Annotated in this window: 23 protein-coding genes and 1 pseudogene; 15 read left to right on the forward strand and 9 right to left on the reverse strand. The window is 74.2% G+C overall.

Annotated features, from left to right (window positions below; genetic code table 11):
- Positions 1–69: 69 nt before the first annotated feature.
- Both Q8W71_RS16210 and Q8W71_RS16215 read right to left on the reverse strand, forming a co-directional pair.
- Positions 70–1,026 (reverse strand): helix-turn-helix domain-containing protein, encoded by a 957-nt coding sequence (locus Q8W71_RS16210; protein WP_305526422.1) that lies wholly within the window; start codon positions 1,024–1,026, stop codon positions 70–72.
- A gap of 214 nt (positions 1,027–1,240) precedes the next feature.
- Positions 1,241–2,686 carry an MFS transporter gene (locus Q8W71_RS16215; RefSeq protein WP_305526423.1) on the reverse strand — a complete coding sequence of 482 codons (1,446 nt, stop codon included), beginning with the start codon at positions 2,684–2,686 and terminating at the stop codon, positions 1,241–1,243.
- A gap of 444 nt (positions 2,687–3,130) precedes the next feature.
- Here Q8W71_RS16215 and Q8W71_RS16220 point away from each other — a divergent pair, with 444 nt between their 5' ends.
- Entirely contained in the window at positions 3,131–4,348 is a 1,218-nt protein-coding gene (locus Q8W71_RS16220; protein ID WP_305526424.1) for an ABC transporter substrate-binding protein, read from the forward strand.
- Between the two features lie 153 nt (positions 4,349–4,501).
- On the forward strand, positions 4,502–6,016 hold the full coding sequence (locus Q8W71_RS16225; protein WP_305526425.1) for a serine hydrolase: 1,515 nt from the start codon (positions 4,502–4,504) through the stop codon (positions 6,014–6,016).
- A gap of 39 nt (positions 6,017–6,055) precedes the next feature.
- On the opposite strand, the gene Q8W71_RS16230 is transcribed toward Q8W71_RS16225, so the two are convergent.
- Both Q8W71_RS16230 and Q8W71_RS16235 read right to left on the reverse strand, forming a co-directional pair.
- A complete protein-coding gene (locus Q8W71_RS16230) occupies positions 6,056–6,931 on the reverse strand; it encodes an SDR family oxidoreductase (RefSeq protein ID WP_305526426.1) in 876 nt (291 codons plus the stop codon).
- Between the two features lie 71 nt (positions 6,932–7,002).
- On the reverse strand, positions 7,003–7,812 hold the full coding sequence (locus Q8W71_RS16235; protein ID WP_305526427.1) for a glutathione S-transferase family protein: 810 nt from the start codon (positions 7,810–7,812) through the stop codon (positions 7,003–7,005).
- Positions 7,813–7,958: 146 nt separating this feature from the next.
- Between Q8W71_RS16235 and Q8W71_RS16240 the strand changes: the two genes are divergently transcribed.
- The gene (locus Q8W71_RS16240; RefSeq protein WP_305526428.1) at positions 7,959–9,095 is read left to right on the forward strand and encodes an epoxide hydrolase family protein; all 1,137 of its coding nucleotides are present in this window, start codon (positions 7,959–7,961) and stop codon (positions 9,093–9,095) included.
- 12 nt (positions 9,096–9,107) lie between these two features.
- Here Q8W71_RS16240 and Q8W71_RS16245 read toward each other — a convergent pair whose 3' ends face one another.
- Both Q8W71_RS16245 and Q8W71_RS16250 read right to left on the reverse strand, forming a co-directional pair.
- On the reverse strand, positions 9,108–9,362 hold the full coding sequence (locus Q8W71_RS16245; protein ID WP_305526429.1) for a hypothetical protein: 255 nt from the start codon (positions 9,360–9,362) through the stop codon (positions 9,108–9,110).
- A 179-nt stretch (positions 9,363–9,541) separates the two neighbouring features.
- Positions 9,542–9,976 carry a GlcG/HbpS family heme-binding protein gene (locus Q8W71_RS16250; RefSeq protein ID WP_305526430.1) on the reverse strand — a complete coding sequence of 145 codons (435 nt, stop codon included), beginning with the start codon at positions 9,974–9,976 and terminating at the stop codon, positions 9,542–9,544.
- 224 nt (positions 9,977–10,200) lie between these two features.
- On the opposite strand from Q8W71_RS16250, the gene Q8W71_RS16255 reads away from it, so the two are divergent.
- Together Q8W71_RS16255 and Q8W71_RS16260 are read left to right on the forward strand one after the other, a co-directional pair.
- Positions 10,201–10,377: a hypothetical protein gene (locus tag Q8W71_RS16255; protein ID WP_305526431.1), complete on the forward strand. Its 177-nt coding sequence runs from the start codon at positions 10,201–10,203 to the stop codon at positions 10,375–10,377.
- A 28-nt stretch (positions 10,378–10,405) separates the two neighbouring features.
- Positions 10,406–11,161 carry a sulfite exporter TauE/SafE family protein gene (locus Q8W71_RS16260; protein WP_305526432.1) on the forward strand — a complete coding sequence of 252 codons (756 nt, stop codon included), beginning with the start codon at positions 10,406–10,408 and terminating at the stop codon, positions 11,159–11,161.
- Positions 11,162–11,186: 25 nt separating this feature from the next.
- Here Q8W71_RS16260 and Q8W71_RS16265 read toward each other — a convergent pair whose 3' ends face one another.
- Complete coding sequence (locus tag Q8W71_RS16265; RefSeq protein ID WP_305526433.1) at positions 11,187–11,681, reverse strand: PRC-barrel domain-containing protein; 495 nt, start codon at positions 11,679–11,681, stop codon at positions 11,187–11,189.
- A gap of 171 nt (positions 11,682–11,852) precedes the next feature.
- Between Q8W71_RS16265 and Q8W71_RS16270 the strand changes: the two genes are divergently transcribed.
- From Q8W71_RS16270 to Q8W71_RS16300, 7 genes are read left to right on the forward strand one after another with little or no spacing between them, the layout of a single operon-like run.
- Positions 11,853–12,344 (forward strand): hypothetical protein, encoded by a 492-nt coding sequence (locus Q8W71_RS16270; protein WP_305526434.1) that lies wholly within the window; start codon positions 11,853–11,855, stop codon positions 12,342–12,344.
- On the forward strand, positions 12,341–12,592 hold the full coding sequence (locus Q8W71_RS16275; protein ID WP_305526435.1) for a monovalent cation/H+ antiporter complex subunit F: 252 nt from the start codon (positions 12,341–12,343) through the stop codon (positions 12,590–12,592). The genes Q8W71_RS16270 and Q8W71_RS16275 overlap by 4 nt, the downstream gene beginning before the upstream one ends.
- Positions 12,589–12,885, forward strand: a complete 297-nt coding sequence (locus Q8W71_RS16280; protein WP_305526436.1) for a monovalent cation/H(+) antiporter subunit G — start codon at positions 12,589–12,591, stop codon at positions 12,883–12,885. Before Q8W71_RS16275 ends, Q8W71_RS16280 begins: the two co-directional genes overlap by 4 nt.
- Positions 12,882–13,148: a Na(+)/H(+) antiporter subunit B gene (locus tag Q8W71_RS16285; RefSeq protein WP_305526437.1), complete on the forward strand. Its 267-nt coding sequence runs from the start codon at positions 12,882–12,884 to the stop codon at positions 13,146–13,148. The genes Q8W71_RS16280 and Q8W71_RS16285 overlap by 4 nt, the downstream gene beginning before the upstream one ends.
- Positions 13,145–13,921 carry an MnhB domain-containing protein gene (locus Q8W71_RS16290; protein WP_305526438.1) on the forward strand — a complete coding sequence of 259 codons (777 nt, stop codon included), beginning with the start codon at positions 13,145–13,147 and terminating at the stop codon, positions 13,919–13,921. The genes Q8W71_RS16285 and Q8W71_RS16290 overlap by 4 nt, the downstream gene beginning before the upstream one ends.
- Positions 13,918–14,322, forward strand: coding sequence for a sodium:proton antiporter (locus Q8W71_RS16295; protein WP_305526439.1), 405 nt, complete (start codon positions 13,918–13,920; stop codon positions 14,320–14,322). Before Q8W71_RS16290 ends, Q8W71_RS16295 begins: the two co-directional genes overlap by 4 nt.
- On the forward strand, positions 14,319–16,082 hold the full coding sequence (locus Q8W71_RS16300) for a complex I subunit 5 family protein (RefSeq protein ID WP_305526440.1): 1,764 nt from the start codon (positions 14,319–14,321) through the stop codon (positions 16,080–16,082). Before Q8W71_RS16295 ends, Q8W71_RS16300 begins: the two co-directional genes overlap by 4 nt.
- A 7-nt stretch (positions 16,083–16,089) precedes the next feature.
- On the opposite strand, the gene Q8W71_RS16305 is transcribed toward Q8W71_RS16300, so the two are convergent.
- Positions 16,090–16,584 carry a DUF2721 domain-containing protein gene (locus tag Q8W71_RS16305; protein ID WP_305526441.1) on the reverse strand — a complete coding sequence of 165 codons (495 nt, stop codon included), beginning with the start codon at positions 16,582–16,584 and terminating at the stop codon, positions 16,090–16,092.
- 261 nt (positions 16,585–16,845) lie between these two features.
- Here Q8W71_RS16305 and Q8W71_RS16310 point away from each other — a divergent pair, with 261 nt between their 5' ends.
- The gene (locus tag Q8W71_RS16310; RefSeq protein WP_305526442.1) at positions 16,846–17,022 is read left to right on the forward strand and encodes a hypothetical protein; all 177 of its coding nucleotides are present in this window, start codon (positions 16,846–16,848) and stop codon (positions 17,020–17,022) included.
- A gap of 162 nt (positions 17,023–17,184) precedes the next feature.
- Here the strand turns inward: Q8W71_RS16310 and Q8W71_RS16315 are convergent, their stop codons facing one another.
- Positions 17,185–17,364: a hypothetical protein gene (locus Q8W71_RS16315; RefSeq protein WP_305526443.1), complete on the reverse strand. Its 180-nt coding sequence runs from the start codon at positions 17,362–17,364 to the stop codon at positions 17,185–17,187.
- Between the two features lie 221 nt (positions 17,365–17,585).
- On the opposite strand from Q8W71_RS16315, the gene Q8W71_RS16320 reads away from it, so the two are divergent.
- Positions 17,586–19,838: a xanthine dehydrogenase family protein molybdopterin-binding subunit gene (locus Q8W71_RS16320; protein ID WP_305526444.1), complete on the forward strand. Its 2,253-nt coding sequence runs from the start codon at positions 17,586–17,588 to the stop codon at positions 19,836–19,838.
- A gap of 166 nt (positions 19,839–20,004) precedes the next feature.
- Positions 20,005–21,195: pseudogene (locus Q8W71_RS33065) on the forward strand (PAS domain-containing protein); the annotation flags it as partial.
- Between the last annotated feature and the right edge of the window lie 7 nt (positions 21,196–21,202).

Here is a 21,202-nt window from a genome sequence, read left to right on the forward strand (position 1 = left end):
AGAGGCCTAGCGCATCGTCCTGGATCCGATATCCAGGACGATGCGCTAGGCCGGGCGAGGAGGCGGCAGTCAGGCGCGACCCGCCCGCAGGTCGCGCGGCGAGAGGCCGAAGCGCTTGCGGAACCCGCGGTTGAACGTCGGCACGTCGGTGAAGCCGCACCCGTAGGCGATCGTCGCGATCCTCAGCCGGTCGTCCTTCGGCGCCTCCAGCCGGCGGCGCGCGAGGTCGAGGCGCGCGTCGCGGATCGCCGCCGCGATCCCGCCGCTCTCCGCGAAGGCCCGGTACAGGCGGGCCCGCGACACGCCGAGGGCGACGTGGATGTCGCCCGGGTTGAGGTCCGGATCGTGCATCCGGCGGGCGATGTGCGCGCGGGCGAGCGAGGCGACCGCCGCTTGCGAGAGGTCCGCGTCCGGCCGCCCGGCCGCGTCGCCGACGAGGCGGCCCAGCAGGTGCAGCGCGCCGTCCACCGCGGCCTGCGCCTCGCTCTCCGACATCCAGGCGACCGACGCGGCGACCGTCCTCAGGCAGGCCGCGAACGCCGCGCTCGCGGGCTGCGCGCCGATGCTGCGGCCCGCGAGGGCGTCGACGCCGCCGACCCGCGCCTGGAAGGTCTCCCGCGGGACGGCGAGCCGGATCTCCGCGTAGTCGCTCTGGGTGCCCGCGAGGAACGGCCGGCCCCGCAACAGGAAGCTGATGTCGCCGGCGCCGAGCTGCGCGCCGTGTCCCTGCTGCTCCTGATACCCGACCCCGTCGAGCCCCAGGCCGATCACCACCATCTCGGGCGCGTTCCGGTCGACGTGGCGGGCCCGGAACGCCAGCTCGACCGGGCTGCTGACCGTGTGCGTCAGCAGCCAGTCGGCCGTCGCGACGGTGAGGCGCTTGGCCGAGAACGGCTCGCGCGGGCGCCGGGGCCCGACGTCGCCGAACCGGGCCAGCGCCGTGCAGCGCCAGAACTCGAAGGCGCGCCCCGGCTCGATGTGGCGCGTCGTCTCGATCAGGCTCGGAACGATCACCGGGCTGGTCACGCGTCGGCCTCCCGTCCTGCCCGGCGGGTCCTGCCGGGCCCGCGGGTCCGGTCGCTGCATCGCGGTCCAGATCGACGGGATGGCATCATCGGATCGATGGTCTCACGATCGGGGGGCGGGCCTCAAGCCGTCCGGGCGCGCCCAGGTTCGGGATGCCGAAGTTCGGTGGGCCCGGGTTCGGGGCGCGGTGGGACGCGCCGTCGCGCGCCGCGCCCTACGCCACCGCCTTGCCGGACAGGCCGCGCGGCCCGCCGAGCAGGAGGGCGCCGCTGGCCGCCAGGACGGCGGTGATCACCGCGAACATGGCGTGCGGCCCGTAGGCGGCCAGGACGGGCAGCAGGACGACCGGCGCCAGGGCCGCGGCGACCCGGCCGCCGGCCCAGGCGCAGGTCAGGGCCGAGGCGCGCAGGGGCGTGGGCATGACCTCCGTCGCGTAGATGCCGAGGATGCTGCCGTAGGCCGCGGCCGCCGTGTTGAACGCGGTGCCGACGAGGATCAGGGTGACGTAGCCGCCGCTCGCGGCGAAGGCCATGCCCAGGGCCGCCATCGTCCCGGCGAGGACCGTGAGGCAGGCGCGCCGTTCCAGCCGGTCGACCACGAGGGCGGTGAGCAGGGTACCGAGCGGCGGGCCGAGCATCGACAGGGCGGCGAACAGCAGGGATTGGTCGACCCTGAACCCCTTCTCGACCATCACGACCGCGCTGAGCAGCGGGAAGCCGATCGTGGCCCAGGGGGCGAGCGTGTGGAGGGCGACGAACAGCGCGGTCCTGCGCACTTGAAGCGGCTCGGCGAGGAGCGCCCGGAAGCCCGCCCGCGCCGGCAGCCCCGGCGCGGCGGCCGGCGCGGTCATGGCCGCCCCTGTCTTGGCCGCCGCTGTCTTGGCCGCCCCTGTCTTGGCCGCCGCTGTCTTGGCCGCCGTCTCGAACCGGCGACAGGCGCGGTCGGCCTCGACGGGGCGCCCGGCCGCGGCGAGCCACCGGGGCGATTCCGGCAACCGGGCGAACAGCGCGGCGCCCAGGCCGGCCAGGGCCGTCCCGAGGAGGAGGGCCCAGCGCCAGGGCTCGATCCCGAGGGGGCCCGCGGGGGCGAGCGCCCGGACCAGCAGGAGCACGGCCGAGCCGCCGAGGAAGCCGGTCCCGGCACAGACCAGCAGCAGGGCGCCCCGCCGCCGCGGCGGCATCACCTCGGCGAGATAGGTCGCCATCAGCGGCGGGAATCCGCCGATCGCGAAGCCGGAGACGGCGCGCGCCGCCGTCAGGGACGCGAGGCCGGGGCTCAGGGCGGCGGCGAGCGACCCGGCCGCCATCAGCAGGAGGGCGGCCTGGAGGGCGTACCGGCGCCCGAACCGGTCGCCCAGCATGCCGAAGACCGGCGCGCCCACCGCCCCGCCGGCGAAGACCGAGGCCAGGAGCAGGGACAGGTCGCCCCGGGGCACGCTGTGGGGCGGCGCCACGAAGATCGCCGCCAGCGCGTTGCTGAGGGCGACCTCGGCGATATCCGTGAACAGGCCGAGGGTGCAGACCGCCAGGATCGCCGCGTGGAGCCGCGTGACCCGCAGGCCGTCGAGCCGCCGCGCGATCGCGGCGACGGAATCGTCCGCGCCTGCATCCCCCGCCGCAGCCGCGCCGGCCGTCGCGCCGTCCTCACGAGTCTCGAGCAACGGCGTCGTCCTCTCGGCAGGGGCGCGGCGGCACATCCGATGGCCGCGCGCCGTTTGCTTCGGAGCACGGCATCGGATAGAGATTAACCGGCATCAAAGTCAGAATCGGTCCGGTGCTGGTCAGTGCGCGCGGAAGCAACTCAGAGTATTGTATGTGAATTAATTGGTTGTGGTCCGGCCACGCCCGCCTGAGGAGCGCGTCGGGACCATTCCGCTCTCTTTCCGATGGAGCCTCTCGGCGGACCGGGTCGAGGGCGTCACGCATCGTGACGGATCCGGTCATCGCCCTGCGCCCCTCCGGCCGCCGATCTCGATAGCATCCCTGTCACGGCACCAGGAAGGTCCGGGCAGGGTGGGGGCGACACCTGTCCTCGACCGTCGCCGGGGCAGGCGCGCGGGCCGGGCGCCGCCCGAACGACGGGGACGGGAACGGGGTAGGATGCGATGCGGAAGCGGGCATGGCTGCGGGCCGCGGTGGCGGTCGTCGGCCTCTGTCAGATCGCGCCGGCATGGGCGCAACTGTCGGGCGACAAGCTCAAGGTCGGCGTCCTGACCGACCAGAGTTCGATCTACTCCGACATCGCCGGCAAGGGCTCGGCGGTGGCCGCCAAGCTGGCCATCGAGGATTTCGGAAAGACGGTCCTCGGCCGCCCGATCGAGCTCGTCGTCGCCGACCACCAGGCCAAGGTGGATGTCGGGGCGAGCGTCGCGCGCGAGATGTTCGGGCGCGACGGCGTCGACGCGATCATCGATATCACGCACTCGGCCGTGAGCCTCGCCGTGCAGGAGGTCGCGCGGGACGCGAACAGGATCGTCCTGCATGTCGGCTCCGCCCACGCCGACCTGTACGGCTCGGCCTGTTCGCCCAACGGCGCGCTGTGGTTGTACGACACCTACACGCTGGCCAACGGCATGTCCCGCGCCCTGGTCGGAGAGGGCGCCGACACGTGGTTCTTCGTGACGGCCGACTACGCGTTCGGCCACTCGATGCAGGCCCAGATGACGCGCATCGTCGGCGAGCTCGGCGGCAAGGTCCTCGGCTCCGTCCGCCATCCGATCAGCTCGAGCGACTTCTCCTCCTACCTGTTGCAGGCGCAGGCCTCGGGCGCGAAGGTGATCGGGCTCGCCAACGCCGCCGGCGATACCGCCAACGCGATCAAGCAGGCGGGCGAGTTCGGGATCACGCAGGGCGGGCAGAAGCTGGCGGCACTGATCTTCTACATCCAGACCGCGAAGGCGATCGGTCCGGAGCGCGGCCAGGGCCTCCAGTTCCTGACCGGCTATTACTGGGACAGGGACGCGGCGAGCCGGAACTTCGCCAAGCGCTTCCAGGCCGAGATGGGCGGGGCGATGCCCTCGCAGATCCAGGCGGGCACCTACAGCGCCACCCTGCACTACTTGCGCAGCGTGGCGGCGGCGGGCACCGACGACGCGGGCGCGGTGATGAAGGCGATGCGCGCGTCGCCGGTGAACGACTTCTTCGCGGAGGGCGCGATGCTGCGCGCGGACGGGCGGCTGATGAAGGATCTGTTCCTGGCCGAGATGAAGAAGCCGTCCGAGGTGAAGGGCCCCTGGGACCTGCTGACGATCGTGCGGCGCCTGCCGGCCGCCGAGATCATCCGCCCGATCGACCAGGGCGGCTGCAAGCTGGTGCAGAAGTGACCCCGTCCGGCTTGCCGCCGGGTTCGGAACTGGTAGCCTCCCGCGCATCGGCGGCGCCGGCCATTCCCGGGCCGGGCCGATGGGGGTGAGGGGCGCATGCGGCGATGGCGGTCGGGCCGGCGGCCCGGGCAGGCGTGTGCGCTGGCCGGTTTCATGCTGCTCGGTCTGGCGATGATCGGACCGGACGTCGCGACGGCCCAGGCGCTCACGCGCGAACGGGTCGCGGCGGCGCTGCCCGCCCTCGACGCGCTGGCGCAGCGGGCGATCGAGGCCGGGGCGGTGCCGGGCCTCGCGGTCGCGGTGGTGTTCGAGGACGAGGTCATGCTGCTCAAGGGCTACGGCCTGAGGGCGGTCGGCAAGCCCGAGCGCGTCGGGGCGGAGACCGTGTTCCAGATCGCCTCCCTGTCGAAGGCGGTGACCTCGACCGTCGTGGCCGCCCTCGTCGGCGACGGGATCCTCGGCTTCGATTCCCGGATCGCGGATCTCGACCCGCCCTTCCAGCTTCACGACGCCTACCCGACGGCGCAGGTCACCGTGCGGGACCTCCTCAACCACCGCAGCGGCCTGCCGGGCAACGCCGGCAACGACCTCGAAGCCATCGGTTACGGCCGCGCGGCGATCCTGCGCAGGTTGCGGCTGGTCCCGCCGGCCTCCAGCTTCCGGGCGGGCTATTCCTACAGCAATTTCGGCTTCACGGAGGGCGCGCTCGCGGCCGCGCGGCCGACCGGCAAGTCCTGGGAGGCCATCGCCCGGGACAAGCTGTTCGATCCGCTGGGGATGACCGCCACGAGCACGACCTACGCCGACTTCCTGACCCGCGCGGACCGCGCGGCGCTGCACGTCAGGGCCGGCGGCGCGTGGGCGGCCAAGCTCGAGCGGGATCCCGACGCGCAGGCGCCGGCCGGCGGCGTCAGCGCGAACGTCAGCGATCTCGCCCGGTGGGTGCGGCTCGAACTCGGGAACGGGACGTTCGAGGGGCGCCGCGTCGTCGGGGCTTCGGCGCTGGCCGAGACGCACGTGCCGCTGATGGCGCGCGGCAGCAATCCCGTGACCGGGGCCGCCGCCTTCTACGGGCTCGGCTGGAACGTCGAGTACGGCCGCCACGGCCTCGTCTGGGGCCATGCCGGCGCGTTCAGCGTCGGCGCGCAGACGCTCGTGTCGCTCCACCCGGCGTCCAGGCTCGGCATCGTCGTGTTGACCAACGCCTTCCCGTCGGGGGTGCCGGAAGGCCTCGCCGACAGCCTCGCGGATCTCGCCTTCGACGGACGGGTCGGCCGGGACTGGGTGACGGCGTGGGGCACCGCCTACGAAGCCCTGTTCGCGCCGGCCATCGCCGCGAGCAAGGCCGCCTACGCGGCTCCTCCGGCCGACGCGACGCCGCCGCTCCCCCTCGCGGCCTATGCGGGCCAGTACGCCAACGCCTATGTCGGGCCGGCCGCGGTGCGCGCGGCGAACGGGGTCCTGACCGTGTCGCTGGGCCCCGACGGCGCGCGGACCTACCCGCTGCGCCACTTCGACCGCGATCTCTTCGTCTACTTCCCCGATGCGGAGGTCCCCGACACGCCCTCCGCCATCCGCTTCGCCGTCGGCCACGACGGCAGGGCCCGGACGATGACGGTCGAGCCCCTGGACGCCGACGGCCTCGGCACCCTCGAACGCGTGCCCTGAGGGGCGCGGCCGGGAGGGGTCCCGCCCGCGCCCGACCCGTCAGAGGACGGGCATCGCGCCGGCCACCGTGATCAGGGCCCCGGAGGTGTAGCTGCTCTCGTCGGAGGCCAGCATCACGTAGGACGAGGCCAGCTCCGCCGGCTGGCCGGGGCGCCCGAACGGCACTTGGCTGCCGAACGACGTCACCGCGTCCTGGCTCATCCCGGCGGGGATGAACGGCGTCCAGATCGGGCCCGGCAGCACGCCGTTCACGCGCACGCCCTTCTCGGCGAGCAACTGGGCGAGGCTCAGCACGAGGTTGCTCAGCGCGCCCTTGGTGGCGCTGTAGGCGAGCAGCGTCGGCATCGGGTGCTTGGAGTTCACCGAGGAGGTGAAGATCACCGAGCCGCCGGGCTTCAGGTGCGCCAGCGCCGCCTTGGTCACGTAGAACGCGCCGAACACGTTGACCCGGAAGTGGTCCTCGAACACCGCGTCCTCGATGTCCGCCAGGTCCCGGTTGGGCTGCTGGAAGGCGCCGTTGTTGACCACCACGTCGAGCCGCCCGAAGGTGGCGGCGGTGCGCGCCACCGCGCCGCGGGCGTGGGCGGAATCCTTGAGGTCGCCCGGCAGGAGCAGGGCGCGCCGGCCGGCCTTCTCGATCCAGCCGCCCACCGCCTCGGCATCCGCCTGCTCCTCGGGCAGGTAGGCGATGGCCACGTCGGCGCCCTCGCGGGCGTAGGCGATGGCGACCGCGCGGCCGATGCCGGAATCGCCGCCGGTGATCAGCGCCGCCTTGCCGGTCAGCTTGCCGGAGCCCTTGTAGCTCGCCTCGCCGTGGTCCGGTTCCGGCTTCATCCGCGGGGTCTTGCCGGGGAAGCTCTGCGGCTGCGCCTCGAAGGGCGGGCGCGGGTATTTGTGCAGCGGGTCGCTGGTCATGCGGCGCGGTCCATCGTCGGGGGAGATGCCCGGTCAACCGGGCGCCCCCGCCGGTGTTCCGGTCCGCGGCCTCACGCCCCGCCGGGCCACGGGAAGCGGATGTTGCCGTCGCGCAGGCCGGCGAGCACGACCTCGACGCCGCCGGACTTGATCATCCATTCGAGCCGATGGTCGCGGTATTCCCGGCGCCGGCCGCCGCTGGTGTAGTGGTCGGAGGCCGCCGCCATCCGCGCGGCGGCGGCCTCGAACTCGGCGAAGGTGGCCGCCACCGACGGACGCTCGCGCACCCGCGCGTGCCACGCGGCCAGCGCGCTGCCGGCCGCGGGCCCCAGCCCGTAATGCACCGAGCGGTTGACCAGCGGCGCGGCGGCGGCGTCCGCCCAGCCGAAGCGCGCGCCGCCGAACCAGTCCGCGTCCCCGAGCCGGTGCGCCAGCCAGTCCTGCAACACCCGGGTCTGCGCGGCCGCCTGCGCCCGCATCCGGTCGGCGAGTTCGCCGGTGGCGCGGCGGAACCACAGGATCTCGCCGAAGCCCCAGTTCACCGCCTCGTACTGGGTGTCGCACACCTCCTCCGTCACCCGGGCGAAGGCGCGGGCGGCGGGGTCGCGCGGCAGCAGCGGCGGCTCGGGCCAGCGCTCCTCGATGTATTCGAGGATGATCGTCGACTCGAAGATCGTCGCGTCGCCGTCGATCAGCACCGGCACCTCGGCGCGCGGGTTGGCGGCGGCGAACGGCCCGTCGCTCCGGCCGGTGCCGAAGCTCTCGGGCAGTTCGGCGGTGAACGGCACGCCCTTCTCGCGCAGGGCGATCCGGATCTTCTGCGCGTAGGACGAGAGCGGGTGGTCGTAGAGCAGCATGGCGGTCCCCTCGGCTCCGCCCATGATTAGGGCGCGCGTCTCCGATGGGGATGGCGGTCCCGCGAGAGAGGGCCCGTCCCGGCAACCCGTCTGGCGCGAGCCCTCCGTCGCCCGTCGGGCGGGAGCCCTCCGCCGTTGGCCGGCGTTGCCGCGGGGCGGAGGGTTCGGGCATGCGGCCGTTCAGCGTGGCGTGGGATCCGGAGCGGTTGGCGCGGGTGCGGGAGGCGGTGCGGGCCTACCGGCCGCCGCGCCTGCCCGAGGGGGCCGGCTGGCGCTACGGCTGCGACCCGGATGTCCTGGCCGAGCTGTGCGCCTACTGGTGCGAGGATTTCGACGAGGCCGCCGCGGCGGCCGAGCTCAACCGCTACCCGCAGGGCCTCGCCCGGGTCGAGGATCTCGACCTGCACGTGGTCCACGTGGTCGGCGAGGCGGAGGGACGGCGGCCGCTGCTCCTCAGCCACGGCTGGCCGGGTTCGGTCTACGAGTTCTGGGGGGTGATCGAGCCGCTGGCCTTCCCCTCCCGCCACGGCGGCCGGGCGGAGGACGCCTTCGACCTCGTGATCCCGGCGCTCCCGGGCTTCGGCTTCTCGGGCAAGCCCCGGACGCCGATCGGCCCGCGCACCACCGCGCGGCTGTTCGACCGGCTGATGCGCGAGACCCTGGGCTACGGGCGCTACCGGGCGCAGGGCGGCGACTGGGGCGCGGGCGTGGCGGCGTGGCTCGGCCTCGACCACCCCGCCTCCCTCCAGGCGATCCACCTGAACCTCCTGCTGGTGCAGCCCGACGCCGAGCCCGAGACGGAGGCCGAGCGCGCGTGGCGGCGCGCGTCGGAGGACACGCAGCGCCGGCTCGGCGCCTACGCGCAGCTCCAGGGCTCGAAGCCGCTGTCGCTCGGCTACGCCATGGCCGACGCGCCGGTGGCGCAACTCGCGTGGCTGGTCGAGCGCTTCCACGACTGGGCGGATCTGCGCGAGCGGCCCTTCGCGAAGGTCTTCTCCCGGGACCGGCTGCTGACCAACGCGCTCCTCTACATCCTGACCGACACCTTCGCGACCGCCACGTGGTACTACGCCGGGGCGCAGGCCGAGGGGGTGCGGCGGATGCCGCCGGGCGCCCGCGTCACCGTGCCGACCGCGTTCTCCGCCTACCCGGACCCGCGCTCGCCGAGTCCGCCGCGGGAATGGGTGGCGCGCGGCTACGCGCTCACGCGCTGGCGCGACATGCCCCGCGGCGGCCACTTCGCGGCGATGGAGGCGCCGGACCTGTTCGTGGAGGATCTGCGCGCCTGGGGACGCGAGACCGACTGAGGACCGCCCCGGTCAGGTCCGCGCGAAGGGGCCGTCCGCGGGGCCGACCGCGCTGCGGTCGCCGAGGACGTGGCGCCCGGAGGCGATCACCTGGATCGCGGCGCGGCTGTCGCACTCGCGCCGCGCCACCGCCTCCAGATCGCGCAGGTAGGCGATGATCGGCGCGCGGGCCTGCCCGCCCTGCCGCAGCACCGGCTTGACCTTCGCGGTCACGTGCTCGGCCACGCCCTCCCAGAAGTCGGGCGATCTCACGGCGATGTCCGGCATGCGCACACTCCCTCTTCGGAATCGCGGGACGTCCCCACCGGCCGGACGCGAGATCGGGCGGTCCCGTCGCCAAGCCGGCCGGTGCGCGTCCGGCCCACGCAGGGTGCGCGGCCTAGCCGCCCGTCGAAATCACATGGATCAGACGGAACGGCCCGTCGGACGATCGGTCCGGGGCCGGATCAGGTCCGCCAGGGATGCGCCGGCAACTCGGTCTGGCCGATCGCCCGGGCGCCGGCCTCGGCCACCGTGTGGTCGTTCTCGACCGTGGAGCCGCTGACGCCGATCGCCCCCGACATCACCCCGTCCGCGTCGACGATCGGGATGCCGCCGGGAAAGGTGATCAGCCCCCCGTTCGAGTGCTCGATCCCGTAGAGCGGCCCGCCGGGCTGGGAGAGCTGGCCGATCTGGCCGGTCTTCATCCCGAAGAACACCGCCGTCTTGGCCTTCTTCTCCGCGATGTCGATCGAGCCCACCCAGGCGTCATCCATGCGGTGGAACGCCTTGAGGTTGCCGCCCGAATCGACGATCGCGATGCACATCTGCGTGCCGATCTCGGTGGCCTTCTCCCGCGCGGCCCGGATTGCGGCCTCGGCCTGCTCGATCGTGACGTGCATCGCTCATCCTCCTCGCGCCCAACTGGCACCGGCTGAGCTTAGAGCCGTTCCCGATCGCGTTGCAATCGTGCACGGCTCTAAGCCTTTGTTTTGACGCGCGCTCTCGCGCCGAGCCGGCGTCCACCTCGGCTGAGCGCGCTCTGGGCGTGCGGATGCATCGATCAAGGGCGCGCGAACCGCGGCGCCCCCCGGCGGTTGCCCCTGTCGCGACGCGAGGAGAGACGATGCCCGACGAGCCGAAGGACACGCAGGCGCAGCGGGAGCGCGACGAAGGATCCGCGGGCGAGGGGCTCGCCCGCTCCCCGCAGGACACCCGGACCGGCGCGGTACGGCCGCGGGCGGAGGGACCGATGGAGCGGCCCGGCACCGAGGCCGAGGAGGCGGCGCGGCGGAAGGCTTGAGCCGCATCGATCGGGGGGATACGGGCGGATGCCGGAGCCGAGCTTCGCGATCTTCGTCGCCCTGGGCTTCGCGGCGCAGCTCGTCGACGGTGCCCTCGGCATGGCCTACGGGCTGATCTGCACCTCCGCGCTGCTGGCCGCCGGGGTCCCGCCGGCGGCTGCGAGCGCCAGCGTCCACGCCGCGGAGGTGGTCACCACCGGGCTCGCCGCGGGGTCGCACCTGTGGCACCGCAACGTCGACTGGCGCCTCGTGCGCCGGCTGGCGGGGGCGGGCGTCGTCGGCGGGGTGCTGGGCGCCTACGTGCTGACCGGCCTGCCCGGGGAGGCCGTGCGCCCCTTCGTCAGCCTCTACCTGCTGGCGATCACCGGGGTGATCGCGTGGCGCCTGTTCACCGGATCCACCGCCGAGGGCCTGCGCAGGCTCGGCGTGGCGCCGGTGGGCGCCGCGGGCGGCTTCCTCGACGCGATCGGCGGCGGCGGCTGGGGGCCGGTCGTCACCTCGACCCTCGTCGCGCAGGGGGAGCGGGCGCGCCACGCGATCGGCTCGGGCAGCGTCAGCGAGTTCCTGGTGACGGCCGCGATCTCGGCGACCTTCCTGGCGACCCTGGATCTCGCCGCCTACGGGCGCATCGTCCTCGGCCTGATCGTCGGCGGCGCGCTCGCGGCCCCCTTCGCCGGCTGGTTCAGCCGGATCCTGCCGCAGCGCGTGCTGATGGCGGCGGTCGCCGTGGTGGTCGGCGGGCTCGGGGTCTACGGTCTCGTCGCCCTGCTCGGGGGGGCCTGACGGCCGTCCCCCGGCACGGAGCCGCCTACGGGGTCTTGAGCACCTGGTCCGGCTTGAAGGTGGCCGCCGCCGCGATCGTGTCCTTGCCCATGTTGAGCACGGCCGCGAAGCGGTCGCCGCCCGGCCTCAGCACCAGCGCCGACGGCTCGACCGCGATCTGCCGGGAGCCGACGCCGAGGAAGCCGCCGACATCGATCACCACCGCCTTCAGCACGTTGCCGTCGCCGATCAGCAGGTCTTCGATCTTGCCGACGCTGTCGCCGGCCGGGTTGCGCACCTCGACGCCGATCATCTTCGAGGCGAGGAACGTCACGGGCTTCAGTCCCTGGCGCCTGGCCGCGTCCTCGGCGCTCGGCGCCCACATCAGTCCGCCGCCGCCCGTCCCGTCCGGCGACGTGCCCGGTCCGGTGCCCGGCACGATCGTGTTCTGGCCGGTGACCGTCTTGTCCTGAGCCAGGGCCGGCGTGGCGAGGAGCCCGACGAGGACGAGCGTCGGGAGCGCGGAAAATCGGAAGGGCACGGGCGGGATCTCGCGGTTTCACCGCCGACGGCGGTCGCCTGGGCAAAATGGGCGGTTCGGCCGTCGGTTCCAGGTTTTTTTTCTGATGTCGGGGATTCGCTCTTCGCAGCCGTTGAACCCGCGCGCGATACCGCTACGTTCGCCCGATCGCTCCCGCCGGGATCGCCGCCGATGGATCAGAGCACGGGAAGCCGAATCCTGCACCGCGCCGCGGTCTGGATCGTGCTCGCCGCCGTCTACCTCCTGTTCGCCGGCTCCGTCAGCCTGAACGAGGCGCTGGCCGGCGCCGTCTGCGCGAGCCTCGGCACCCTGTGGTGGGACCGCGCGGCCCGGCGCGGCGGCCTGAGCTTCCGCGTCGCGCTGCCGGCCCTGCGCCCGCTGGCGGAGGCCGCCCTCGGACTGCCGCGCCGGACGCTGCGGGTCGGCGCCCGCCTCGCCCGCGCCCTGGTCGACGGACGCGATCTCGGGACGGTCGAGCGCCGGACCGCCGCCGGGATCCCCTGGACGCGGGCCGAGGGGCCCGAGGCGCCGGCGGTGCGCGCCTTCGGCCTGCTCGGCGCCTCCCTCGCCCCCGACAGCTACGTGATGCATCTCGACACGGAGCACGGGCAGGTGATGTGCCACGTCCTGACCGGGGACAACCTCGCCGGAGAAGCGGCGTGAGCGTCTGGACGGCCGCGATGCTCGCCCTGCTGCCGCCGCTGGCGCTGGCCACCGCGCTCGCGTGGCGGGGGCGGCCGGGCCAGCGCTTCGCCGCCTTCCAGGTGGCCACCACCGTGACGGTGGCGATCCTGACGCTGTTCACCTTCGCCAGCGATCAGGCCTCGCTGATCGACCTCGCCCTGACCCTGGTCCTGCTCAACCTGCCGGGCACGCTGCTGCTCGCGGTCTTCCTGGAGCGCTGGATATGAGCGCGCTCGCCGGCCCGCTGCTGTGGCTCGTGCTCGGCCTCGCGGTCGCCGCCGCGTGGCTCGCCTCGCTGGCGCTGCTGCGGCTGCCTCGCGCCCTCGACCGGCTGCACGCGGCGGCCTTCCTCAACGTCGCCGTGGCCGCCCCGGTCGCCGTCGCCGCCTTCGTCGCCGACGGGATCTCGGTGCGCTCCCTCAAGATCCTGCTGATCGCCCTCCTGCTCGTCGCCTGGGGCGCGGTGCTGTCGCACGCCGCGGGCCGGGCGGTGCTGATGCGCGAGGGCCGCGAGGCGTGAGCGCGCTGCTCGCCGTCCTGTTCCTGCTCACCGCCGCCTCGGGCACGGCGGTGGTGCTGGTGCGCGATCCCGGGCGGCAGATCTTCGCCATCGCGGCCAACGGCCTCGTGCTGACCCTGCTGTTCACCGCGCTCCAGGCCCCGGACGTCGCCCTGTCGGAACTCGCGGTCGGCGTCGCCGCGGTGCCGCTGCTGTTCCTCGTGGCGCTGATGGCGGTCCGCGCCGGCCGGCCGGAAGCGGGTTCCGGCGGGGACGAGGCGTGAGCCCCCGCGCCCGCCTCGCCCTGCTGGCGGCCGCCGGCCTCGCCCTCCTGCCCGGGGCGGCCGCGACGCTCGGTGGCCTGCCGGCCTTCGGGTCGCGGATCGCCGAGTACGGCGCGCGGATCAACGCCCTGGTGCCGGGGGAGCGCCACGTCGCCAACATGGTCAGCGCCATCAACTTCGACCTGCGCGGCCTCGACACGCTGGGCGAGGAGTTCATGCTGCTCGCCGCCATCACCGGCACCGTCGTGCTGCTGCGCGGGCGCCGCGGCGAGGGCATGACCGACCGGGCGATGCGGCGGCCCGGCCGCGCGGTGCGGCCCCAGACCGAGGCGGTGGTGCTGGCCTGCCGCGTCGCCGGCGTGCTCACCGCCCTGTTCGGGCTCTACGTGGTGCTGCACGCCACCGTCACCCCCGGCGGAGGCTTCCAGGGCGGGGTGATCCTCGCCTCCGCCACCCTGCTGGTCTACCTCGGCGAGGGCTATGTCGGCTGGCGCGACGCGGTGCGCAGCCACTGGCTCGACGCGATGGAGGGCGGGGGCGCCCTGCTCTTCGCCCTGTGCGGGCTGGTGCCGATGCTCGTGGGCGCCGCCTTCCTGCAGAACGTGCTGCCGCTCGGGACCTTCCGCGACCTGTTCTCCGGCGGCCTGATGCTGGTGGAGAATCTCGGCGTCGCGCTCGCGGTGACGGGCGGCTTCACGCAGCTCTTCCTCGAATTCATGGAGGAGACCCGCGCGGCCGACGGGCCCGAGGAGCCGGGGGAGGATTCCGCGTGAGCCACGCCATGGACGTCCTGCCCTACGCGGTCGCCGCGTGGCTGTTCGCGGTCGGCCTCTACGGCATCGCGTCGAGCCGCAACCTCATCCACCTCGTCGGCTGCCTGTCGGTGTGCCAGTCGGCGACCTACGCGCTGCTGCTCGGGCTCGGCTACCGCTGGGGTTCGGTCGCGCCGATCTTCTACGACCACCCGCCCGGCACCCCCGCCGTCGATCCCGTGGTGCAGGCGCTGGTGCTCACCGACATCGTCGTCGGCGCGACGCTGACCGCCCTGCTCCTCGTCCTCACCGTGCAGGTCTACAAGCGCGGCGGCAGCCTCGACCCCGAGACGCTGCGGCCGATGCGCGGGGGCAGGACGCCGGACTCCGCACCGACTTCCGGATCGAAGGCCGCGCCGTGACCCTCGTCTCCCTCGTCGGGCCCGCGCTGCTGCCGCTGCCCGTGGCGATCCCGCTCGCCGTCTGCGCGGCGATGCTGGCCACCGCCCACCTGCTGCCGGGGCGGGTCCCCGACATCCTCGCGGGCCTCACCGCGCTGTGCGTCTCGGGGCTGTGCGCGCTCATCGCCGCCCGCGCCGCCGACGGGCCGCTGGTCTACTGGTTCGGCGGCTGGGAGCCGCGCGACGGGGTCCATCTCGGCATCGGCTTCGCGGTCGATGCCGCGAGCGGCTGGATCGCCGCCTTCGTCGGGCTGCTCTACGCGCTCGTCTTCGTCTTCGCCTGGGGCTTCTTCGGCCGCACCCACGGGCACTTCCAGATCCTGATGCTGCTGTTCCTCGCGGCGATGGTCGGGTTCTGCTTCACCCGCGATATGTTCAACCTGTTCGTGTGGTTCGAGGTGATGAGCGTCGCGGCCTTCGCGCTCACCGCCTACCACCTCGGGGAATCCGCGATCATCGGCGCGATCAACTTCACGGTGGTCAACAGCCTCGCCGGGTTCCTGATGCTCGGCGGCATCGGCCTGCTCTACGCCCGCGCCGGGACGCTCGACTTCGAGGGCATCGCCGCCGCCTTGGCCGGGGCCGGGCGCGATCCGGTGGTGGCCGGCGGGTTCTGCCTCGTGGCGGCGGCGCTGATGATCAAGGCGGCGATCGTGCCGTTCCAGTTCTGGCTCGCCGACGCCCACGCCGTGGCGCCGAGCCCGGTCTCGGTGATCTTCTCGGGGGCGATGGTCTCGCTCGGGCTGTTCGGCCTCGCCAAGCTGACGCCGGTCGTGTTCGGCGGATCGGAGCAGGTGCAGGGCGCGGTGCCGCTGCTGGGGATCGGGCTGGGCTCCGCCACGGCGCTGCTCGGCGGCTGGATGGCGCTGCTCCAGCGCCATCTCAAGCGGATGCTGGCCTTCTCCACCATCTCGCATGCCGGGATCATGCTCACGGGCATCGGCGCCCTGTCGCTGGGCGGCACCGGCGGCCTGCTCGTCTACGTCGTCGGCCACGGCCTCGTGAAGGGCGCGCTGTTCATGATCGCGGGCATCCTGCTCGCCACCCGCGCGGGCATCGACGAGATCGCCCTGCGCGGTCTCGGGCGCGGGATCGGTCCGGCGGGGATCGCGATGGGGATCGCCGGGCTGCTGCTCTGCGGCCTGCCGGTCGGCCTGCTCGATCAGGGCACCCGCCTCGTCCAGGGGGCGCTGGCGGAGGCCGGCTACACGGCAGCGCTCGCCGCGACCGCGATCGGCGCCGCCCTCACCGGGGCCGCGGTGCTCCGCGCCGCCGGCCGGATTTTTTTGGGATTGGGCGAGGATCCGGGCGACGAGGCCGGGGCGCCGAGCGAGGCGGAGCGCGAGAAGGCCAACCGCCCGCTCTGGCTGATGCTCGCCCCGTGCTGCGTCCTTCTGGCGCTCGACATGATCGCGCCGCCGGGGCTGGTCTCGGAGCACGCGGGCGCCGCCGCGGCGGCCTTCATGCACCGACCCCAGGGCGGCCCCCTGGCCGAGGGGCCGGCGTGGCTGCCCTTGGCCTCCGTCGCCGCGGCGCTCCTGATCGCCGGCTACGCCCTGTTCCGCCAGCGCCTGCCGGGTCTGGTCGTCCGGCCGGTCCAGGCGACGCAAACCGCGCCGACGCGGGCGCTGGAGGCCCTGCACAGCGGCCTGATCGGCGACTACGCCGCGTGGCTCGCGGTCGGCCTCGCACTGCTCGCCGGGGCGCTGGCCTTCGGCTGAGGCCGCCTCACGCCCGCGCGGCGCCCGCCGCCTGATCCTGCTGCCGGTCGACCTCGACGCGCACGCCGCGCCCGGCCATCAGGATCTCGCACAGGAAGGCGCTGATCGCGCCGACGGTCAGCAGGAGCGCCGTGCCGAAGCAGCCGAACAGCACCGTCGCGGCGGCCGCGTCGCGCAGCGCCCCCACGAACAGGGTCAGGATCGCGCTGAGCGTGAGCACGGCGCCGAGGCTCGCCAGCACCACCGCGATATCCAGGAGGAACGAGCGGCGGCGCAGGTAGGACAGGCGCCGGGCGAGGTGGCGGGTCTCGGCCGCGTCCGCCCGGGCGAGGTCGCGGGCCGTGGCGTTCACCTTGTCGGCGATGCGGGCGAGCCGCGTCGAGAACACGTTGAGCAGCGTCGCCAGCGCGGTGAGCAGGAAGGCCGGCGCCAGCGAGACCTGGATGATGTGGGCGACGTCGTCGGGCGAGGTGCCGCCGAGGGAGAGGCCGAACGGGGACACGGGTCTAGCGCGCGTCCCGCCGCCGCGCCGCCCGATCACCGCTCCCCGACACAGCCATTCCCGCGCCATCCCCGCCGCCCACGACGGAGGGTTACGGGACGAGCCGCACCAGGGCAAGGCGGCCCGCGCCGGGGGGCGCGCGCCGATGGCGCGGGGGGCGGCCAAGAAAAATCGGCAACCGGAGGCCTCAGCCGCAGTTTTCACGGAGCGGGATGGATCTCTCTACCGTCCTCGACGGCCCATCCGGCAGGAGGAAAATCGATGAGTGACGGAATTCCACTCCTGATACTTGCCCTGGGCACCCTCGGTGGGGTCTGGTTCCTGGCCGCGGCGGCCCGCAAGCAGGTGGCCGAGCTGAAGGGCGATCCGAAGCGGTCGAGCATCATCCATGACCACGGCGGTCCGCCGCGGCCGAACATGCCGGGGACCGAGCACTGAGCGGGGCGGATCCGAACGCGCGCACCGCGCGTTCGGGGCGTCCGCCACGACACGGGCGCCGCCGCGGCGCGGCGTGTTCCGGACGATGTCGCGTGCGGGCACGGATGGAGAGCGGATCGGAACCAGCCCGCGCCGTCGCGACCGCGGGTGCCGCGGACAGGTCTAGCCGCGCAGACGCAGCGCGTCGTGCAGCCGCCGCGTTCGGGCGAGGCGGGCCGACGCCCGCATGAAGGTCGAGAAGTTCTCAGCCTCTTCGAGGCTCAGGCCGCTGGCGAGCGGTTCGTGGCCCTGGACCACCGAGTGGGTGCCGTCGGTCGCGGATTTCACGCAGATCTTGGACATGTGCCGCCTCCTCGCAGAGGGTCGCGACGGCGCTCTGTGAGGCATGGCGCCTTACCTCTTCAACGACGCCACCGGCGATTGGTTTCGCGCACGCGCGCCCGCAGGCCGGGTAAAACGGGCGGGCGCAGCGATCTGTCGCCCCGCCGGGGGTGGAGCCCGTCGCCGCGCGCGGCGGTTTCCCGGGGCCGCGTCGCGGGGTCGAGGCGGCGCGGGAGACGGCGATGGCGGAGATCCTGGGACGGCCCCATCCGCGGGTCGAGGGGCGGGCGAAGGTCACCGGCGCCGCGCGCTACGCTTCCGACGCGCGCGAGCCGGCCGGGATCGCCCACGCCGCCTTGGTGACCAGCCCGATCGCCCGCGGGCGGATCACCGGCTTCGATCTCGCCGCGGCCGAGGCCGTCCCCGGACTGCTCGGGGTGTTCACCCACCGCGACGTCGCCGGCGCGGTCGCGCACGTGCCGCACCTGATGGCCGGCGGCTACGTCAACAGCTCCCATCGGCCGCTTCACTCGGACGCGATCGTCTATGCCGGGCAGATCGTGGCGCTGGTGGTGGCTCGGACGCCGGAAGCGGCGACCGCCGCCGCCGCGGCGGTGCGGGTGGATTATGAGCAGGATTCCGCCGCCGGCGGCTTCGACGCTCCGGGCGCCGAGACCGTGCGCCTCGCCGACCTGAAGCCCGGCCACGCCGACATCCGCCGCGGCGACCCCGACGCCGCCCTCGCCGCGTCCCCGGTCCGGATCGAGGCGCGCTGCGAGACGCCGGTCCAGCACCACAACCCGATCGAGCTGTTCACCACCCGCGCGACGTGGGACGGGGACCGCCTCACCGTCCACGAGCCCACCCGCTATGTCGGCGCCGTGCAGCACGGCCTCGCCGCGCAGCTCGGGCTCGCTCCAAGCGATGTCCGGGTGGTGGCGGGCCTGCTCGGGGGCCATTTCGGCTCGAAGTTCGCCCTCTCGCAGCACACGGCGCTGGTGGCGCTCGCCGCCCGGCGCCTCGGCCGGCCGGTCTCGCTGGTGCCGAGCCGGCGGCAATGCTTCACCATCGCCAATTACCGCCCGGAATCGCGCCACACCGTGCGCCTCGCCGCCGGCGCGGACGGGCGGCTCTCCGCCCTCGTCCACGAGGCGGAGGTCGTCACCTCCCGCTTCGATCCCTTCGCCATGGAGGGATGCGACGTGACCGCGAGCCTCTACGCCTGCCCGGCCATCCGCACGCAGGAGCGGGCGGTGCGGGTCGACCGCAACACGCCGGGGCCGATGCGGGCGCCGCCGGAGGTGCCCTACCTGTTCGCCCTCGAAACCGCGATGGACGAACTGGCCGGCGAACTCGGCATGGACCCGATCGCGCTGCGCCGCCGCAACGACACCGCCACCGACCCGGTGACGGACAAGCCGTTCACGAGCCGGCCGCTGATGGCCTGCTTCGACGCGGGCGCCGCGGCCTTCGGCTGGGCACGACGGGCGCCCCGGCCGGGCGTCACCCGCGACGGGCCCTGGCGGGTCGGACTCGGCTGCGCGGCGAGCGTGCGCCCGGTGAAGATCGCCGCCGCGACGATGCGGGTGCGGCTCTGCGCCGACGGCTCCGCCGAGGTCGCCACCGCCGGCCACGAGATCGGCAACGGCATCACCACCCTGCTGGCCATGGGCGCGGCCGAGCGGCTCGGCGTGGCCGTGGAGCGCGTCCGCGTCCGGCTCGGCGATTCCGCGCTGCCCCCGTCCGGGATCTCGGGCGGGTCGAGCACCACGACGAGCCTGATGAACGCCCTGGCGCTGGGCTGCGAGCAGGTGCGCGGCCGGCTGGCGCGGGCGGCCGCCGCGCCGGGGGGGCCGCTCGCGGGCCGGGACCCGGATGCCCTGGCCCTCGCGGACGGCGTCCTCGCGGCTCCGGACGGCGCGGCGCTGCCGCTGCAAGCGGCGGTCGGCCTCCTCGATCCCGCATCCGTCGAGACGCTGGCCGAGTTCGTGCCCCGCGGCGGCAAGCCGGAGGCGCTCGACGCCCTGCGCGCCGGCCATATCGGGCTGACGCTCCCCGACGACGCCCTCGCCTGGGCCTTCGGCGCACAGTTCGCGGAGGTCCGCGTCCACGCCGAGACCGGCGAGATCCGGGTGCCGCGGCTCACCGGCGCCTTCGCCGCGGGCCGGGTGCTGAACCCGCTCACCGCCCGGAGCCAGCTCGTCGGCGGGATGATCTGGGGCCTGGGTTCGGCGCTCCTCGAAGAGACGGTGGTCGACGGCGCCGCCTACCGCAACCCGGACCTCGCCGAGTACCTCGTCCCCACCGCCGCCGACGTGGGCGCGGTGGAGGCGCTGCTGGTGCCGGACCCCGACTCCCAAGCGAACCCGCTCGGGGTGAAGGGGCTCGGCGAGCTCGGCATCATCGGCGTCAACGCAGCGATCGCCAACGCCGTCCATCACGCCACCGGCCGCCGGATCCGCAGCCTGCCGATCCGGATCGAGGACGTGGCCTGAGACGGCGCTGCGCCCCGGGCCGCCGGGCAGACAGGCCGGTGCGACCCTGCTAAGGGGGGCGCCTCATGCCCCGCCCAGCCGTCCGGAATTTCGCCCGCGCCCCCGCACGCGCCGTCCCCGCGGCGGCCGAGGCCGGGCGGCCAGGACGGCAATCATGACGGCGGCCATGACGCCGGCCGAGATCGAGGCGCTCCAGGCCCGCAACCGCGCCCTCGAAGCGGAGCTGGCGCGGCAGCACACCATCGTCGCGAGCGTGGTCGACTTCGCCATCGTCGTCCTCGACCGCGAGGGCCGCGTCACCGACTGGAACGCGGGCGCCGAGCGCGTCCTGGGCTGGGCCGCATCCGCGGTGCTCGGCCGGACCGCCACGTTCTTCTTCACCCCGGAGGACCGCGCCGCCGGGCGCCTCGAGACCGAGATGCGGACTGCGCTCGCCCGCGGCCGTGCCGACGACGACCGCTGGCACCTGCGCGAGGACGGCGCCCGGATCCGGGCCGCGGGGGAGATGATGCCCCTGCGCGAGCCGGACGGCACCCATACCGGCTTCGTGAAGGTGCTGCGCGACCGCACGGCGCATCACAGGACCGGCGAGGCCCTGCGCGCCACGGAAGCCGAACTCGCCCGGCACGAGGCGCGCTACCGCACCCTGTTCGACGCGATCGACGAGGGCTTCTGCATCATCGAGTTCGTGGACGGGCCGCACGGGCCCCTCAGCGACTACGTCCACGTCGAGGCCAACCCCGCCTACGAGCGCAACACCGGCATCCCGGACATCGTCGGCCGGCGCGTGCGCGACCTCGCGCCCGCGGAGGCCGACGGCTGGGTCGAACTCTACGGCGGCGTGCTGCGCACCGGGGAGCCGATCCGCTTCGAGCGCGCATTCGTGCTCGTCGGGCGCATCATCGAGGTCGCCGCCTTCCGGATCGAGCCGGCGGAGCGGCGGCAGGTCGCGGTGCTGTTCCGGGACGTCACCGAGCGGGTGCGGACCCGCGAGCGCCTGCGGCTCGCCATCGAGGCCACGGGCGTCGGCATCTACGACTACAATCTCGTCACCGGCGCCCTGGGCTGGGACGCCCGCGTCCGCGCCCTGTTCGGCGTCGCGGCCGACGCAGCCGTGACCTACGAGGGGACCTTCCTGCCCGGACTGCACCCGGACGACCGGAACCGGGCGCACGCGGCGGTCCAGGCCGCCCTCGATCCGGACGGGCCCGGCAGGTTCCACATCGCCTACCGCGTCCGCGCGGCCGATACCGGCGCCGAGCGCTGGCTCGCCGCCCGCGGGCAGGCCGTCGTCGCGGCCGGCCGCACCGAGCGGTTCGTCGGCACCGTCCGCGACGTCACGGCGGAGAAGGCGGCCGAGGCCG

Source organism: Methylobacterium amylolyticum, assembly GCF_030700245.1.
GTDB lineage: Bacteria > Pseudomonadota > Alphaproteobacteria > Rhizobiales > Beijerinckiaceae > Methylobacterium.

Coding starts and splice junctions, on each gene's coding strand:
- Q8W71_RS16245 (WP_305526429.1), bottom strand. CDS start 9,362: ATGCCGGACATCGCCGTGAGATCGCCCGACTTCTGGGAGGGCGTGGCC.
- Q8W71_RS16230 (WP_305526426.1), bottom strand. CDS start 6,931: ATGACCAGCGACCCGCTGCACAAATACCCGCGCCCGCCCTTCGAGGCG.
- Q8W71_RS16315 (WP_305526443.1), bottom strand. CDS start 17,364: ATGTCCAAGATCTGCGTGAAATCCGCGACCGACGGCACCCACTCGGTG.
- Q8W71_RS16225 (WP_305526425.1), top strand. CDS start 4,502: ATGCTGCTCGGTCTGGCGATGATCGGACCGGACGTCGCGACGGCCCAG.
- Q8W71_RS16235 (WP_305526427.1), bottom strand. CDS start 7,812: ATGGGCGGAGCCGAGGGGACCGCCATGCTGCTCTACGACCACCCGCTC.
- Q8W71_RS16250 (WP_305526430.1), bottom strand. CDS start 9,976: ATGCACGTCACGATCGAGCAGGCCGAGGCCGCAATCCGGGCCGCGCGG.
- Q8W71_RS16280 (WP_305526436.1), top strand. CDS start 12,589: ATGAGCGCGCTCGCCGGCCCGCTGCTGTGGCTCGTGCTCGGCCTCGCG.
- Q8W71_RS16255 (WP_305526431.1), top strand. CDS start 10,201: ATGCCCGACGAGCCGAAGGACACGCAGGCGCAGCGGGAGCGCGACGAA.
- Q8W71_RS16320 (WP_305526444.1), top strand. CDS start 17,586: ATGGCGGAGATCCTGGGACGGCCCCATCCGCGGGTCGAGGGGCGGGCG.
- Q8W71_RS16260 (WP_305526432.1), top strand. CDS start 10,406: ATGCCGGAGCCGAGCTTCGCGATCTTCGTCGCCCTGGGCTTCGCGGCG.
- Q8W71_RS16220 (WP_305526424.1), top strand. CDS start 3,131: ATGCGGAAGCGGGCATGGCTGCGGGCCGCGGTGGCGGTCGTCGGCCTC.
- Q8W71_RS16240 (WP_305526428.1), top strand. CDS start 7,959: ATGCGGCCGTTCAGCGTGGCGTGGGATCCGGAGCGGTTGGCGCGGGTG.
- Q8W71_RS16270 (WP_305526434.1), top strand. CDS start 11,853: ATGGATCAGAGCACGGGAAGCCGAATCCTGCACCGCGCCGCGGTCTGG.
- Q8W71_RS16310 (WP_305526442.1), top strand. CDS start 16,846: ATGAGTGACGGAATTCCACTCCTGATACTTGCCCTGGGCACCCTCGGT.